The 14,572-nt window shown below is 62.5% G+C and carries 14 protein-coding genes; 1 reads left to right on the top strand and 13 read right to left on the bottom strand.

Annotated features, from left to right (window positions below):
• Nucleotides 1-448 precede the first annotated feature (448 nt).
• The 6 genes from LI953_RS06435 to LI953_RS06410 are packed head-to-tail and all read right to left on the bottom strand — an operon-like array spanning nucleotide 449 to nucleotide 9,152.
• On the bottom strand, nucleotides 449-1,795 hold the full coding sequence (locus tag LI953_RS06435; protein ID WP_227075218.1) for a nitrate/nitrite transporter: 1,347 nt from the start codon (nucleotides 1,793-1,795) through the stop codon (nucleotides 449-451).
• A complete protein-coding gene (locus LI953_RS06430) occupies nucleotides 1,792-2,547 on the bottom strand; it encodes a peptidylprolyl isomerase (protein ID WP_227075217.1) in 756 nt (251 codons plus the stop codon). Before LI953_RS06430 ends, LI953_RS06435 begins: the two co-directional genes overlap by 4 nt.
• On the bottom strand, nucleotides 2,544-3,260 hold the full coding sequence (gene narI, locus LI953_RS06425) for a respiratory nitrate reductase subunit gamma (protein WP_227075216.1): 717 nt from the start codon (nucleotides 3,258-3,260) through the stop codon (nucleotides 2,544-2,546). Before narI ends, LI953_RS06430 begins: the two co-directional genes overlap by 4 nt.
• The gene (narJ, locus tag LI953_RS06420) at nucleotides 3,257-3,871 is read right to left on the bottom strand and encodes a nitrate reductase molybdenum cofactor assembly chaperone (protein ID WP_227075215.1); all 615 of its coding nucleotides are present in this window, start codon (nucleotides 3,869-3,871) and stop codon (nucleotides 3,257-3,259) included. The genes narI and narJ overlap by 4 nt, the downstream gene beginning before the upstream one ends.
• A gap of 11 nt (nucleotides 3,872-3,882) precedes the next feature.
• The gene (gene narH / locus LI953_RS06415; protein WP_227075214.1) at nucleotides 3,883-5,409 is read right to left on the bottom strand and encodes a nitrate reductase subunit beta; all 1,527 of its coding nucleotides are present in this window, start codon (nucleotides 5,407-5,409) and stop codon (nucleotides 3,883-3,885) included.
• On the bottom strand, nucleotides 5,409-9,152 hold the full coding sequence (locus LI953_RS06410) for a nitrate reductase subunit alpha (protein ID WP_227075213.1): 3,744 nt from the start codon (nucleotides 9,150-9,152) through the stop codon (nucleotides 5,409-5,411). The genes narH and LI953_RS06410 overlap by 1 nt, the downstream gene beginning before the upstream one ends.
• A gap of 213 nt (nucleotides 9,153-9,365) precedes the next feature.
• Between LI953_RS06410 and LI953_RS06405 the strand changes: the two genes are divergently transcribed.
• On the top strand, nucleotides 9,366-10,187 hold the full coding sequence (locus LI953_RS06405; RefSeq protein ID WP_227075212.1) for a helix-turn-helix domain-containing protein: 822 nt from the start codon (nucleotides 9,366-9,368) through the stop codon (nucleotides 10,185-10,187).
• A gap of 37 nt (nucleotides 10,188-10,224) precedes the next feature.
• On the opposite strand, the gene LI953_RS06400 is transcribed toward LI953_RS06405, so the two are convergent.
• The 7 genes from LI953_RS06400 to LI953_RS06375 all read right to left on the bottom strand — a co-directional run bounded on the left by LI953_RS06400 (nucleotide 10,225) and on the right by LI953_RS06375 (nucleotide 14,524).
• Entirely contained in the window at nucleotides 10,225-10,752 is a 528-nt protein-coding gene (locus tag LI953_RS06400) for a hypothetical protein (RefSeq protein WP_227075211.1), read from the bottom strand.
• A 233-nt stretch (nucleotides 10,753-10,985) separates the two neighbouring features.
• The gene (locus LI953_RS06395) at nucleotides 10,986-11,390 is read right to left on the bottom strand and encodes a DUF302 domain-containing protein (protein WP_227075210.1); all 405 of its coding nucleotides are present in this window, start codon (nucleotides 11,388-11,390) and stop codon (nucleotides 10,986-10,988) included.
• 223 nt (nucleotides 11,391-11,613) lie between these two features.
• On the bottom strand, nucleotides 11,614-11,847 hold the full coding sequence (locus tag LI953_RS15530; RefSeq protein WP_304505184.1) for a GDCCVxC domain-containing (seleno)protein: 234 nt from the start codon (nucleotides 11,845-11,847) through the stop codon (nucleotides 11,614-11,616).
• 66 nt (nucleotides 11,848-11,913) lie between these two features.
• Entirely contained in the window at nucleotides 11,914-12,393 is a 480-nt protein-coding gene (locus tag LI953_RS06390; protein ID WP_227075209.1) for an SHOCT domain-containing protein, read from the bottom strand.
• Nucleotides 12,386-13,789 (bottom strand): multicopper oxidase family protein, encoded by a 1,404-nt coding sequence (locus LI953_RS06385; protein WP_227075208.1) that lies wholly within the window; start codon nucleotides 13,787-13,789, stop codon nucleotides 12,386-12,388. Before LI953_RS06385 ends, LI953_RS06390 begins: the two co-directional genes overlap by 8 nt.
• A gap of 79 nt (nucleotides 13,790-13,868) precedes the next feature.
• A complete protein-coding gene (locus LI953_RS06380; RefSeq protein WP_227075207.1) occupies nucleotides 13,869-14,252 on the bottom strand; it encodes a hypothetical protein in 384 nt (127 codons plus the stop codon).
• Entirely contained in the window at nucleotides 14,249-14,524 is a 276-nt protein-coding gene (locus LI953_RS06375) for a metal-sensitive transcriptional regulator (RefSeq protein ID WP_227075206.1), read from the bottom strand. The genes LI953_RS06380 and LI953_RS06375 overlap by 4 nt, the downstream gene beginning before the upstream one ends.
• Nucleotides 14,525-14,572: the final 48 nt, after the last annotated feature.

Here is a 14,572-nt window from a genome sequence, read left to right as displayed (position 1 = left end):
TAGGATTGGGATAGGATAAAGATAACGGCGCTCAGTGAATCTGATGACAAGCCCCGAAGGTGTTCGAGATGCTTGGCTTAATAAGGAGGCAACAATTTGTGGAACCTCCTTGAGGTTGAACTATCCTGCAATTGGCAAGGCTAGCTCAATGGCTATCCGGACAGTAGCAAATCAAGTTGGCCTCGTGCCCCCGCAACCAACGAATCCGTACTTCCGGAACAAAGCAAGCCCGTGCCCCCAACAGCACGGGCTTTTGCTTTTTTGCGCCCGGAGTCAGTTCCGTCATCCGGCAGATGCATGAAGGCGGCAAGGTCGCCCCGCAGTTCCACCCGGTACTGACCGCGCCCTTCCTCCGGGTCAAGATCAAGCGGGTTGACCTGGACCACTTCGAAGAGGCGGAGGCCGAGTAGGGCGGTTTGCCCTACCGGCTCCAACCCGCGAGTTGCGCTTATCTTCCGGCCTCGCGCACGGGCAGCATCTCCGGTAACCCTGGCCGGCGCAGCGCCAGGCGAAGAATGCCCGTGAGAATAAGGCTGAGCACGGCGAGACCAATATAGACCACGAAGCCGCGCGCATAGCCGCCGGCGCCCATCATCCCGACAAAATACCCCAGCAGCGGCGGCACGGCAAAACCGCCCAGCGCCCCCAGGCCGCCGACCAGCCCCGCCGCGCCGCCGACTGCATGCGGCACATAATTGGGCACCATGCGGAACACCGCCGCATTGTTCACGCCCATCCCGGCGCCGACCAGCAATTCACCGATCACCGACATCAGGAAGCCGCCCGAGAAGGTCATGAGCAGCGCTCCCGCCAGCAAGATTGTCAGCGATATCACCGCGACCAGCTCGCCACCAAAACGGTCCGCCCAGCGGCCGCCCGGCACGCGGATGAGCGAAGAGAGCAAGGAGAAGGTCGCGGTCAGGATCACGGCGACCCAATGCGAGGTCTGGAAAAAACTCTGCCAATAGGTCGGGAACCAGGCGGTCAGGGCCAGGAAGCCACCGAATGTTGTGAAATAGAGCACCACCAGCAACCAGGTCCGCCATTCCGCCGCCGCTTCCATCAATGTGTGCAGGGCACTGGCTTGCGGGAACAGTTCTTGTCCGGCGCGTTCAGCCCGCGCGCAACGCTCGGCGCGCGGTATGCCGGAATGGCTGAGCTGAAAATAGGGGGCGTTATGGCCAAGGCGCAGATAGAGCCCGATGCCGACCACGACGATGGCCAGAGACACCAGATACGCCCCCCACAGCCCGATGAACGTGATCATCAGCGGCATGGCCAGGGCCACCAGCCCGGGCGATGTGTTGCCGAACCCGGCATAGGCGGCGAGCGCCCATCCCTGCTGCTGTTTGGGAAACCAGTATGAAACCTGTCCGATCCCGACCGAGAAGGTCGCGATGCCGCACCCGCCCAGCGCGCCGAACAAAAGCAGCCACGGATAATGGCTCTGATCCAGGTGATCCGGGTAGAGCGTCAGCAGCATGTAATAGAGCCCGCCGATGCCAAGGACGGACAAGATCAATAAAATCAAAAACGGCAGCTTGCCGCCGGTGGTATCCACCCAGGCGCCGAACGGAATGCGCAGCAGCGAGCCGGTGAGCATGGGGATGGCCACAAGGAACCCCACCTGCTCGGGCGACAGGCTCATAACCTTGACGAAGCTGTGCGCCGTCGGCCCGAACAGCGAAACAGCGCCGAAGCCGATGAAGAACCCGATGGTGGCGCCGTTCAGTGCTTGGCTGGGGCTGCCGCGCAGTGCTGGCTCATTGGCGGCTGAGGAAGGGGTTTCTGTCAAGACGCGCTCTCCTGCTGATTCGGCACGGAATTCTGGTCGTTGATGAGCGTGGCGGCATAGGCGTGCGCGGCTTTCGCCCAGGCGCGTCGGCGCAAGCGGTCCCGGATCGTTTCGCGCACAGCCTCATAGGGCAGGTCCCGCCCGTCATCGCGCTGGTCGAGCCGGAGAATGTGGTAGCCATGCCGCGTGGGCACGGGCACGGGGCAGATCGTGCCCGGTGTCATCGCTTGCAGCATGGTGGCGATCTCGGGCGTTACATCACGCGTCGTGACCTGGCCGAGCACACCGCCCTCGGCGCCGGTGGGGCAGGCCGAGTGCTCGCGCGCGAGCGCGGCGAACTGGCCGGGCCGCTCGCGCAGCATTGCGGCGAGGCGCCGCGCTTCCTCGCGCGCCGCCTCGCGCTGCGGCGCCACCGCCATGTCTGCGGCGATCAGGATATGCGCCGCCTCGAACAAGGCGGGGCTGCGGAAGCGGCCGGGCGAATCGTCATATTCCGCGCGGCATGCCGCCTCGGAAATATCGGGAACATGCACATGGCGTTCGAGCAGTTGGCTGATCAGGCTTTCATCCTCGAGCTCGCGCACAGCGCCGTCGCCGTGCTGTGGCGCGATGCCGAGACGCCGGGCTTCGTCCAGCAAGGCGTTGCGCAACCGCAGCGCCAACGTCGCCCGGCGCCAAGCCTCCTCCCGGTTCGGGGCGGGGTGGTGCTGCGCCTCGGCGGCGATATCCGTCTCGGAGAGGGCCGCGCTCATGGCTGGCGCTCCGGCAGGCTCGCCCGGGCAAGGCGGCGGGTCCGCACGATCTGATAGCCGCGGCGGCCGAGATACCAGACTGGCGCGCTCCAGATATGGATCATCCGGGTAAACGGAGACACCAGGAAAATGGTGAAACCGAGCAAGATATGCACGCGAAAGATCAGCGGCGTGCCGGTTAGGAACTGGGCAATATCCGGGCGGAAGGTGACAACGCCCTTCACATAGGTCACCAACTGCTCAAACAGCGCGCCGTTCATGTGCATGGCCGAGACCGGGACCGTAAGTAGGCCAAGCGCCAGTTGGCACCACAGCATGACCACGATGGCGATATCCCAGGCGCGGCTGTTTTGGCGGATGCGCGGATCGGTCAGGCGCCGGTGAATCAGGATCGACAGCCCGATGATGGCGATGATACCGGCCAGGCCGCCCACCCCCATCGCCAGCAATTCGTGCTGGGCGGGGCTGATCAGCCAGCTGATCAGAAAATCAGGGATCAGGAAACCAACGAAATGGCCCATGATGACGATCAGCACGCCGTAATGGAACAGGTTGGACCCAAGCCGCAGACGGCCATGGCGAAGCAACTGAGAGGAATCGCTCTTCCAGGTATAGGCGCCATGGTCGAAACGAATCAGGCTGCCCAGCAACAGCACGGTGAGGCAGACATAAGGATAGACGCCAAACAGCGCGGTGTTGATCCAGATGCTCATGGGCTCTCTCCAGCAGGGGCGGCGGTGAAGCGCACGGGCTCCTCCGCCCAGACATGGTCGTGGCCGGCAAGCTCATCTTCGGGCGCCACGGAACCCGCCGTGCGCACCGCCACCGGGGCCAGGGCGAGCACCGCATCGAGCACCGCGGCATAGTCGCTGCGGCGCTTGGCCAGGCGCTGGGCGAGGCTTTCGGCAATCGGCCGAATATCGGCGAGCAGGTCGCGGGCTTCGGCAACCGCCGTCATGCCCAGGAATTCGAGGAATAGCGGCAAATAATCGGGTAGTTCACCCGGTTCCATCTCCAGGCCGTTCGCCTCATAGAGCGTCCGCAGATCCACCATGGCTTGGCCGCGGTCGCGGGATTCGCCATGCACGTGCTCGAACAGATACAATGACAGCGATCGTGTTTGGTCGAAGAGCGCGACATAGGCTTCCTGCGTGTCCAGCAAACCATCGGTGGCGATGCGCGTTGCCAGGGCGGCCAGCCGCGCGGCGGTTTCACGCGGCAAGGCTGGCTCGTCCCGCACCAGCGCGGCGATCTCGGGCGCGGCCTGTTGCACGGCTTCGTCAGGATAGCCAAGGAGCAGGCTGAGTAGTTTGAAAATGCGCATGACGCCTCCCCTCAAGGCCGATCAGGCGAGATCGGCACCGGGCGGTGGCTCGGTGACCCGAACAGATTGGGCCGCGCTTCACCGCCCGCGCACCCATGCCCGAAACTGAAGCCGCAGCCGCCGCGCAGGTCGAACGCATTTTCGCCCGCCTCGCGATGGGTCGAGGGAATCACGAAGCGGTCCTCGTAATTCGCGATCGCCATCAGCTGGTACATATCCTCGATCTGCGCGGTGCTGAGGCCAACGCGCGCGGGGATCCGCGCATCGACGACGCCATCCACCGTCTTCGCCCGCATATAGGCGCGCATCGCCAGCATCCGCTCCAGCGCCTGCGCGATCGGCGCTTCGTCACCGGCGGTCAACAGATTGGCGAGATAACGCAGCGGTATCCGCAAGCTGCGCACATCCGGCATGCCGTCGCGTTCCGCGATCTTGCCGGCATTGGATGCCGCCGTGATCGGCGATAAGGGGGGCACATACCAGACCATCGGCAAGGTCCGGTACTCGGGGTGCAGCGGGAAGGCGATCTTCCACTCCATCGCCAGCTTCCACACGGGCGAGCGCCGCGCGGCCACCAGCCAATCCTCCGGCACGCCGTCAACGAGCGCCTGCCGGATCACCTCGGGGTCATGCGGATCGAGGAAGATCGAAAGCTGGCTGGCATAGAGGTCTTTCTCCTCCGGCGCGCTGGCCGCGTCCTCGATACGGTCGGCGTCATACAGAACAACGCCAAGATTGCGGATGCGCCCGACGCAGGTCTCCGAACATACGGTCGGCTCGCCCGCCTCGATCCGTGGATAACAGAAGATGCATTTCTCCGATTTTCCGGATTTCCAGTTATAGTAGATCTTTTTGTACGGGCAGCCGGAAATACACATGCGCCAGCCGCGGCATTTATCCTGGTCGATCAGCACGATGCCATCCTCATCGCGCTTATAGATCGCCCCCGACGGGCAGGCGGCAACGCATGCGGGATTGAGGCAATGCTCGCACAGACGCGGCAGGTACATCATGAAGGTGTTTTCGAACTGCCCGTAAATTTCCTTCTGTACTCCGTCGAAATTATAATCGGCGCTGCGTTTCTCGAATTCGCCGCCGAGAATCTCCTCCCAGTTCGGCCCACGCTCGATCTTTTCGATCCGCTCGCCGCTGATCAGCGAGCGCGGCCGGGCGGTTGGCGTCGCTTCCATCTCCGGCGCGGAATAGAGATGCTCGTAGTCGAAGGTGAATGGCTCGTAGTAATCGTCGATTTCCGGCAGGTCCGGGTTGGCGAAGATATTGGCCAGAACGCGCCATTTGGCGCCGATGCGCGGCTGGATCGTGCCATCCTTCAGCCGCCGCCAGCCGCCGTTCCAGCGTTTCTGGTTCTCCCATTCCCGCGGAAAACCCACGCCGGGCTTGGTCTCCACATTATTGAACCAAGCGTATTCGACACCTTCGCGCGAGGTCCATACATTCTTGCACGTAACCGAGCAGGTATGGCAGCCGATGCATTTGTCGAGGTTGAGAACCATGGCAACCTGGGCACGGATTTTCATCACACGGCCTCCTGCGCCAGGGCAGCGGCCGGATGGTCGAGCCAGTCCACCTGGTCCAGCTTGCGGATGATTACGAACTCGTCGCGGTTTGAGCCGACCGTGCCGTAATAGTTGAAGCCATAGGCCAGCTGCCCATAACCGCCGATCATGTGGGTCGGCTTCAGCACGGTGCGGGTCACCGAATTATGGATGCCGCCACGCTGGCCCGTGAGCCGGGAGCCGGGCGTGTTCACCGTCTTGTCCTGCGCGTGGTACATCATCGTCATACCCTGCGGCACACGTTGGGAGACCACCGCGCGCGCCACCAGCGCGCCATTGGCGTTATACGCCTCGATCCAGTCATTATCGACGATACCGGCGGTTTTCGCGTCGGTCTCGCTGATCCACACAACCGGGCCGCCACGGTTGAGCGTGAGCATGATGAGATTGTCGGTATAGGTGCTGTGGATGCCCCATTTCTGGTGCGGGGTGATGAAGTTCAGCACCACATCCTTGCCGCCGCCAGCCTTGCGGGCTTCGATCATCGGCGTCACGCTGCGTGTGTCGATCGGCGGCCGCCAGACACACAAGCCCTCGCCAAAGGCGCGCATCCAGAGATGATCCTGATAAAGCTGCTGGCGGCCCGTCAAAGTCCGCCAGGGGATCAGCTCATGCACATTGGTATAGCCAGCATTATAGCTCACATGCTCGCTTTCCACCCCCGACCAGGTCGGCGAAGAAATGATCTTGCGCGGTTGGGCCTGGATGTCACGGTAGCGGATCTTCTCATCCTCGCGGGCGCTAGCGAGATGCGCGTGCTTGCGGCCCGTCTGCTGGCCGAGCGCTTGCCAAGCCTTCACGGCGACCTCGCCATTGGTCTCGGGCGCCAGCGACATGATCGTCTCGGCGGCGTCGATATCGCTGTCGATCCGCGGCCGCCCGCTTGCCGGACCTTCGCGCACGGTCCCGTTGAGCTTGCCCAGCAGCTCGATTTCCGCGCTGGTGTTCCAGGTAAGCCCCTTGCCGCCATTGCCGTGCTTGTCCAGCAACGGCCCTAGCGAGGTGAACGCCGTATAGACATTCGCGTAATCGCGCTCCACCACGGAAACCTGCGGCATGGTGAGGCCGGGCACTGGCCTGCCTTCGCCGCGCGTCCAATCCCGCACACCCAGCGGCTGCGCCAGCTCGCCTGGCGCGTCATGCATCATCGGTGTCAGCACGACGTCGCGCTCGCGCCCCAGCACCTCCGGGGCGATACGGCTGAACGTCTTGGCCAACTCCTTGTAGATCACCCAGTCGCTGCGCGCCTCCCAGGCCGGGTCCACCGCCGCCGAGAGCGGATGGATGAATGGGTGCATGTCCGAGGTATTCAAATCGTTTTTTTCATACCAGGTCGCGGTCGGCAATACGATATCGGAATGAAGCGCCGTGGTGGACATGCGGAAGTCCAGCGTCACCAGAAGGTCCAGTTTTCCTTCCGGCGCCGCCTCGTGCCAGACGACATCACTCGGTTTCGCGCCCTGGCCGCTGGCGCCTAAATCCTTGCCCTGAACGCCATGCGCGGTGCCCAGCAGATGCTTGAGAAAATACTCATGCCCCTTGCCCGAGGCGCCGAGTAGGTTGGAGCGCCAGACGAACAGATTGCGTGGCCAATTATCCGGGTGGTCGGGGTCCTGGCTCGCGAATTCCAATTCGCCCACGACCAGCCGGTCCGCGATATAATCAGCCGGCGCTTGCCCGGCGGCCTCGGCCGCCGCGGCGAGATCGAGCGGGTTGGCCCGCAACTGCGGCGCGCTCGGCAGCCAGCCCAAACGTTCCGCGCGCAGATTATAGTCGATCATCGCGCCAGACCAGTCGCCCTCGGGCGCGGTCGGAGACAGCAACTCGCCCACCTCCAGCGTCTCGTAACGCCATTGATCTGTGTGGGTGTAAAAGAACGAGGTACCGTTCATCTGCCGCGGTGGACGCGTCCAATCCAGCGCGAAGGCGAGCGGCAGCCAGCCGGTTTGCGGGCGCAGCTTCTCCTGCCCCACATAATGCGACCAGCCGCCACCGGATTGGCCGACGCAGCCGCACAGCACCAGGAGATTGATGATCGCCCGGTAGCTCATGTCCATATGGTACCAATGGTTCAGCCCGGCACCCAGAATGACCATGGACTTCCCGTGCGTCTTCGCCGCGTTGGCCGCGAAGCCGCGCGCCACCTCGATGACATGGTCGCGCGGCACGCCGGTGATGCGCTCCTGCCAGGCAGGCGTATAGGGTACATCGTCATCGTAGCTGCTGGCGACATTGGCGCCGCCAAAGCCGCGATCAACCCCATAATTCGCCGCGAGCAGGTCGAACACCGTGGCCACCACGATCTCGCCTTCCGCCCCGGCCAGACGACGGACCGGCAGGCGGCGGGGCAAAATCTCGGGATGCTCGGTGCCGGCGACATGCGCGTGCCCCTTGCCGCCGAAATAGGGGAAGGCCACCTCCTCGACTCCGTCCGCCGTGCCAGCCACCGAGAGCGCCAGCCGCACGCTGCTGCCATCCCCCGCTTTCTCCTCCAGATTCCAGCGCCCGCCTTCGCCCCAGCGGAACCCAAGCGTGCCATGCGGCGCGACAATCCGGCCCGAGGCTTCGTCGAATGCCAACGTCTTCCATTCCGGGTTGTTGGTCTCGCCGAGCCCGCCGGCGATGTCGCAGGCGCGCAGCAGCCGGTCGGGGATGTAATAATGATCCCCCTGTTTCACCAGCCGCACCAGAAACGGCATGTCGGAATAGCGGCGGCAATAATCAGTGAAATATGGATCCGGGTTATCCACATGGAACTCCCGCAGAACCACATGCCCCAGCGCCAGGCCGAGCGCGGCATCCGTCCCCTGTTTCGGGTGCAGCCACAGATCGGCGAATTTCGCGGCTTCACTATAGTCAGGCGAGACAACGATGCTGCGCGTGCCGCGATAGCGCGATTCGGTGAAGAAATGCGCATCGGGCGTGCGCGTCTGCGGAACGTTGGACCCCCAGACGATGATGTAGCTGGAATTGAACCAGTCTGCGCTTTCCGGCACATCGGTCTGCTCGCCCCATGTCTGCGGCGAGGCGGGGGGCAGATCGCAATACCAGTCATAGAAGCTCAGGCTGACCCCGCCGAGTAGCGAGAGATAGCGTGAGCCCGAGGCGTAAGAGACCATCGACATGGCTGGAATGGGCGAGAACCCGAAAACCCGGTCAGGCCCGTATTTGCGGATTGTATAGGCGTTGGCCGACGCGATGATCTCATTCGCCTCATCCCAGGGCACGCGCACAAAACCGCCTTTGCCCCGCACCTTATGAATGGCGCGCCGCGTCGCCTCATCCTCCATGATCGAGGCCCAGGCGGCAACCGGCGCCAGCGTTTTGCGCGCGGCGCGCCAGGCGCGGATCAGGCGGCCGCGCACCATCGGGTGCTTGAGCCGGTTGCCGCTGTACAGATACCAGGAATAACTCGCCCCCCGCTGGCAGCCGCGCGGCTCATGGTTCGGCATGTCCGGCCGCGTCCGCGGGTAGTCCGTCTGCTGCGTTTCCCAGGTGACGATGCCGCCCTTGACATAGATCTTCCACGAGCATGAGCCCGTGCAGTTCACGCCATGCGTCGAGCGGACGATCTTATCGTGCTGCCAGCGTGCGCGATAGGCTTCCTCCCATCCCCGGTCCTCCGTGGTGGTTATGCCATGGCCGTTGGCGAATGGTTCCGGCTTGCGGCGGAAAAAGGTCAACCGATCGAGGAAATGGCTCATTTACCTAGCTCTCAGTCAGCGCTGCGTTCCGGCAGCCGTCTTACCGCAAGCGTGCCACCACGTATTTGATCAAGGTCAAATATATGATTGATCTAGATCTGATATCTTGATCGCCTTAACCCGGCGTCGACGCGGTATAATTTTGCAAGGCATTGAGATATATAAGATTTGGCCGACGCTTCTGGCATCATATGACGAAGGACGGGACTGCGCGTGACAATCGACCGCGAAATAGCAGGCAAGCCTGAAACATCAATTGTGGCCGGCTTGCGCCGCGCGCCTCACCAGAAACCTGGGAGCCGGCACGAAGGGAGCGCGTCCGGAGCAGACGGAGATCGGGCGGCGGACGGTGTGGAGGCTTTGATTGCGGGGTTCGCGCCGTTTGCGGGCCTTGATGCGGCCGCGCGCCATCGTTTGGCGCGCCATGCCATAACGATGCGTGTCCCCCGGAGCACCATCATTTTTGAGCAAGGGGAAATGCCTAATGCGCAGGCCGCGGTGCTAGAAGGCGTTGTGCATCTGTCGGGCGTCACGCCGGGGCGGCCCAGAATGCTGGTCGAAACCGTGACGTCGCCCGATCTTTTGCTTCCGGCGGCGGTGCTGGAGGATGGGCCCTATTTGCTGCGTGCGCAGGCTGCAACGGAGTGCCGGCTTCTGCTCATACCCGCGGAGGCATTGCGGCAGCTGGTCGTGGCCAATCCCGAGGCCGCCCTCAAGGTGATTTTTTGCCTGACACGGCAATTCCGGCGGATGACGCGGCAGGTGAAGAATCTCAAGCTGCGCACGACCACGCAAAGATTAGCCGCCTACTTGCTGAGCCTCGATGCGAGAAAGGAGGGAAGCGAATTCGCGCTGCCCTGCGATAAAGGAACGATCGCCGCGCAACTCGGAATGACCCGGGAGAGCCTCTCAAGAGCGTTCGCGGCTCTTGAGGCCGATGCGATCACCGTTCTCGGCTCCAAAATATCCGTGCGCGACCGCGAGGCTCTCCTCAGGCACTGCCCGCTCGATCCGCTGATCGACGAGGCCGCTTAACCGCACCAATTCAGGGCCGGCTATAGGGCAGAGCCGCTCAACGCACGATGAACTTACCGTACATGCCTTCCTCGGCATGCTGCGGGGCAGGGCAGACATACCAATACGCCCCTGGCGCGCTGGCAATAAAGCTCTCGCCAAGCGCGGCATATTGCGCGGTTTTCGCGTCATTGCCATTGCGCCAAGGCAGTTCCGGCATGGGCGGTACCTGGGGCGGGCCGAGATACATCATCGACATATATGGGTAAGGCGGCGGCGTTGTGGTGATCACCGCCGTATGCTCCATGTTGTTGCCGTAATCCATGTTGAGCAGATTTAGCTGCACCGTGGCGCCATGTGGTACGATGATCGTGGGGTTGGCAAGGCCATGCAACTCGAATGTCTGGTCCTGATACCCTGGCTGCACTGCAACAAGATGAATAATCACATTGCTGCCCGCAAAGGTAACGCTATTGGTCTGGGCATCCACCGTACCATGTGTTTGGCCGTATTTGATGTAGTTGAGGGCGTCGGCATAGTCGAGAACCTTACCGCCCCAGCCGGGCGTGACGGGGTAATTCCCCATGGCCCCACTCATCATGGTCCCACTCATCATGCCGCCACCCATGCCGTATCCCCAAGCCCGGCGAAGGTTGAGCCGCGGCCACCCCTGCAAAGAGCGTAGCCGCCATGACAGTGCTGAGCCGAATGGAGAGGAGGCGATGCTTGAACATGTTGGCCATCACATCACAAGACATGAGGTTTGACCTTGATCGCCGTCAAACCCGCGGTGACGCAAGCCGAGCGGCCTCACGAAGATCAAGTCCTCGCGATGGCGGCCATGTCGGCGATCACCGCTTTCAACTGTCCTCTCACGTTTTGCGCAACCTCAGCAAGGGCTGGATTTTCAATGGCCTTCATCGAGGCGACCGGATCAACCGCCGATATCTCGACCATGCCGCGTCCGCGGTCCTGTATGATGACGTTACAGGGCAGCATTGTGCCGATTTTATCCTCGGCCTGCAGCGCCTTATAGGCCATTTGCGGATTGCACGCCCCAAGAATGAAGTACGGTCTGAACTCGACACCGAGTTTTTCTTTCATCGTCTTTTGTACGTCGATGGTCGTGAGCACACCAAAGCCATGTTGCTTCAATACAGCTTTGGTTTGTTCCAAAGCCTCTTCAAAGGGCATCGGTATGGTGACCGAAAAATGATAGGTCATGGGCGCATCTCCTTCTCTCTGCGTATGCATGTTTTATCTCAGCAGCCGCGATGTTGCACGCGAGATCCGACCGGGCTGAACGACAGCCTCAGGGGACGAGCGCTGGATAGCCCCGAAATTTTGCGCCCCGGTGGCGGTCAATGAGGTTTGAACCGCTCTAATTTTCATGTCAGATTCATACAAATCCATCATGAAATGGGTTCGGTATCCGGAAGCTCCGCGGCTAATCGTGACAGCAACCCTTGCCTTGGCCTTGGCGCTCAAGCTGGAGTGGCGGGCAGGGGACTGATCCGTAGGAGCAGAACACACAGCAATCTCCAGGCTTTGGACGAAGCAGCGTGCCGCAGCCTTCGCATTCGTAGAAAAATTGACAAGCGTTGGTCGGCATCACCTCAGTCTTGCGGTGGCCACAGTGAGGGCAGGTGATCTCGGAATGAAGCTCGAGCGACGCGCTCATATGACGGTCTCCTGATTATCGCCGTGGCGCTGCCGCCCAGGCCGGGCGGCAGCCGGGTGTTATATCCTATCCTTCGAGGATATCACGCTTCTTCTGCAGATACTCCTCACGGTTGATCTCGCCGCGGGCATAACGCTCATCGAGCGCATGCAGCCCCGTCGAGTTCGTCCGGTTATGCGGCATTGGCTGGTGTGGCGGGTGCGCCGTCCATGTCGATGCGCGGAACAGGAACACCAGAAGCGCGACGACAATAATCAAACCGAAAATCATCATGATCCAACCGCCTCCGCCATAACCGCCATATCCCATCATGGGGCCGCCGCCCCAGCCGCCCATCATCCACGGGCCCGGACCGTAACCGCCCCAGCCGGGGCCCGAAAAATTACCCGGCCCGGTCACGGCGGCGGGGGAGGTGGATGAATCGGCCAACGCCGCCGTCGCCGTGGCCGCCAATGCCAAGGTGGCGGCGGTGATCTTGCGAAACGTCGCTTTCATGAAATCGCTCCTTGCTTTTGCTAATGATTTAGCCGGCCTCATTTCAAACATAGCGCAGCTCCGTCATCATGCCGGCCGCCATGTGGTAGAGATTATGGCAGTGGAACAGCCAGCGCCCCGGATTGTTGGCATCGAACGCGATGCGCATCAGGGCCATGGGCGGCACCAATACGGTATCGCGCATGGCGCCCGAGAGCGGATGCCCATTGATGGCGAGAACCTGGAAATGATGGCCGTGCAGATGCATCGGATGCGCCATCATGCTGTGGTTGAAGATATCAAGAGCCACGCGCTCACCTTGCTTTACCAGCAAGGGATCGTGATTTTTCCAGGTTTTGCCGTTAATCGTCCAATCATACGCCGCCATGCTGCCGGCCAGCACCACCCGATGCACACGGTCGATGGGTCGGTTGCCGAGTGGCGCCTGCGCCTGCAAATAGGCTTCCAGTGAGACACCGCACGCCCCCGCCGGCCTGTCGGCCTGCAGGCTCAGTTTGAGAATTTTGGCGGCTGGCGTGGCGAGAATCAGGCCCGTGCGCGCAACATCGCCTTCGCGCTGCGCGAGGACCGGATAGGCGCCTTCGCCAGCGGGCAGCGCCAAGAGTAAGTCCAAACGCTGGCCCTGCGCCACGGGCATCGGCGCGGAGATGTCGAGCGGTTGCACCGCATCGCCATCCACGGCGAGCAGCTTTGTGGGCACCCCGCCCGTGTCGATCCAGAAGGCGGTGGCGGTGGCCCCATTGATCAGCCGCAAGCGCATCTGCCCACCGCGTTCGACCTGCACGATCTGCGGATCATCCAGCGTGCGCCCATTGGCGAGATAGGCGTCGAAATCGACGTCATTGAGGTCCGGGCCGTTGCCCATCGACATGCCGCCCATCATTCCCATGCCGCCTGGGGCGCTCGCCGTGGTAAGGCTGGACAGTATCTCCGCCGGATCCTTGAAGGTGAAATCATGCAGCAGCAGCGTCACCTCCTGGGTATCGGCGCGCAGATCCTCCGCCGTATGCACGATCAATGGCGCGGCCATGAGCTGCTGCTCTTGCAGGCCGAAATGCGAATGCATCCAATGTGTGCCGGGGCGTGGCGCATAATCATACGCGGCGGCCGCGCCAGAGGCGATGGGCTGCTCATAGCCGGTGGCGGTCACGCCATCCTGAGCGACGGGCGGCGTCTGCCCATGCCAGTGGATGATCGTCGGCGTGCCACAGCTATTTTGCAAAGAAAACGCAAAGCGCTCACCCGGCGCCAGCCTGGCCCCGTCGAGGCCGTCATCGCCCTCGATCGCATACATGGAAGCGGCTTTGCCGTTCACCTCGATCGCGCGTTTAACCGCGCGCAGATGGCGGGCCGGCGCCGCGAACGAGGTTGCCGGCGGCAAAAAGCCAAGCGCCCCCGTAGCCGCCCCCGCCGACAGAATCTGCCGGCGTGAAAAAGATATCGTCATCGTCAATAACCTTCAAAATGGTCTGATATTGTTCAGAGCCCAAGGCCCCGAAAGACAAGGCGGGGCAGCCCGCCAAAGGTTATGCGATGCGCCGCGGCGGCGGCGCGGCGGGGCGTATCGTGCGGCCAGGCAGGAAGGATGTGACAGGAAGCGGATAGCTGCCGCTGAGCGCAAATACGGCGGGCAGCCTCGTCAAAGCCGCAGGTGGAATACCGACCATCGTGGCGGCGAATGTGCAGCAAGCCCCCTGATCGGGGCAGCAGGGGCAGGGTCGCGCGGGCTTGGCGTGGGAGGGCGTCATGCCGGCCGTTATCGTCATGGTCTGCGCATGGGGCAGGGCGGCGCAGGGCGTGGCGGCCTCCGCGGTGGAGAGGCCAAGCAGAAACATCAGCGCGAGGGCCAGTTTGAGCCAGCCGCCCCGCCGCCCTTGCTGCCCGGGCCGTGCCCTGCGCGCGCGGCTCATCTGGTCATCCGCGCCAGGGTGTGCACCAGTTCCTCGACTTTCTGGCGCTGGTCGGTGGCATCGCCAGAGGTAAACGCATTGGCGACGCAATGGTTGAGATGGTCACGCAGGATTTCCTCCTCGACCTTGTGCAGGGCGGCACGCACGGCGCTGATTTGCGTGAGCAGATCGATGCAGTAGCGGTCTTCCTCGACCATGCGCAGCACGCCGCCGACTTGGCCTTCAATCCGTTTCAGCCGCTGAGTTACTTTCTGCCGTGTCGCGTTATGCATCGGGTTTCGCTCTTGATACCATACCCATGGTGGGTATATAGCAAATCC

The sequence above is a fragment of the Acidocella sp. KAb 2-4 genome (assembly GCF_020567705.1).
Taxonomy (GTDB): domain Bacteria; phylum Pseudomonadota; class Alphaproteobacteria; order Acetobacterales; family Acetobacteraceae; genus Acidocella.
This window is presented reverse-complemented; position numbering and strand designations above follow the sequence as displayed.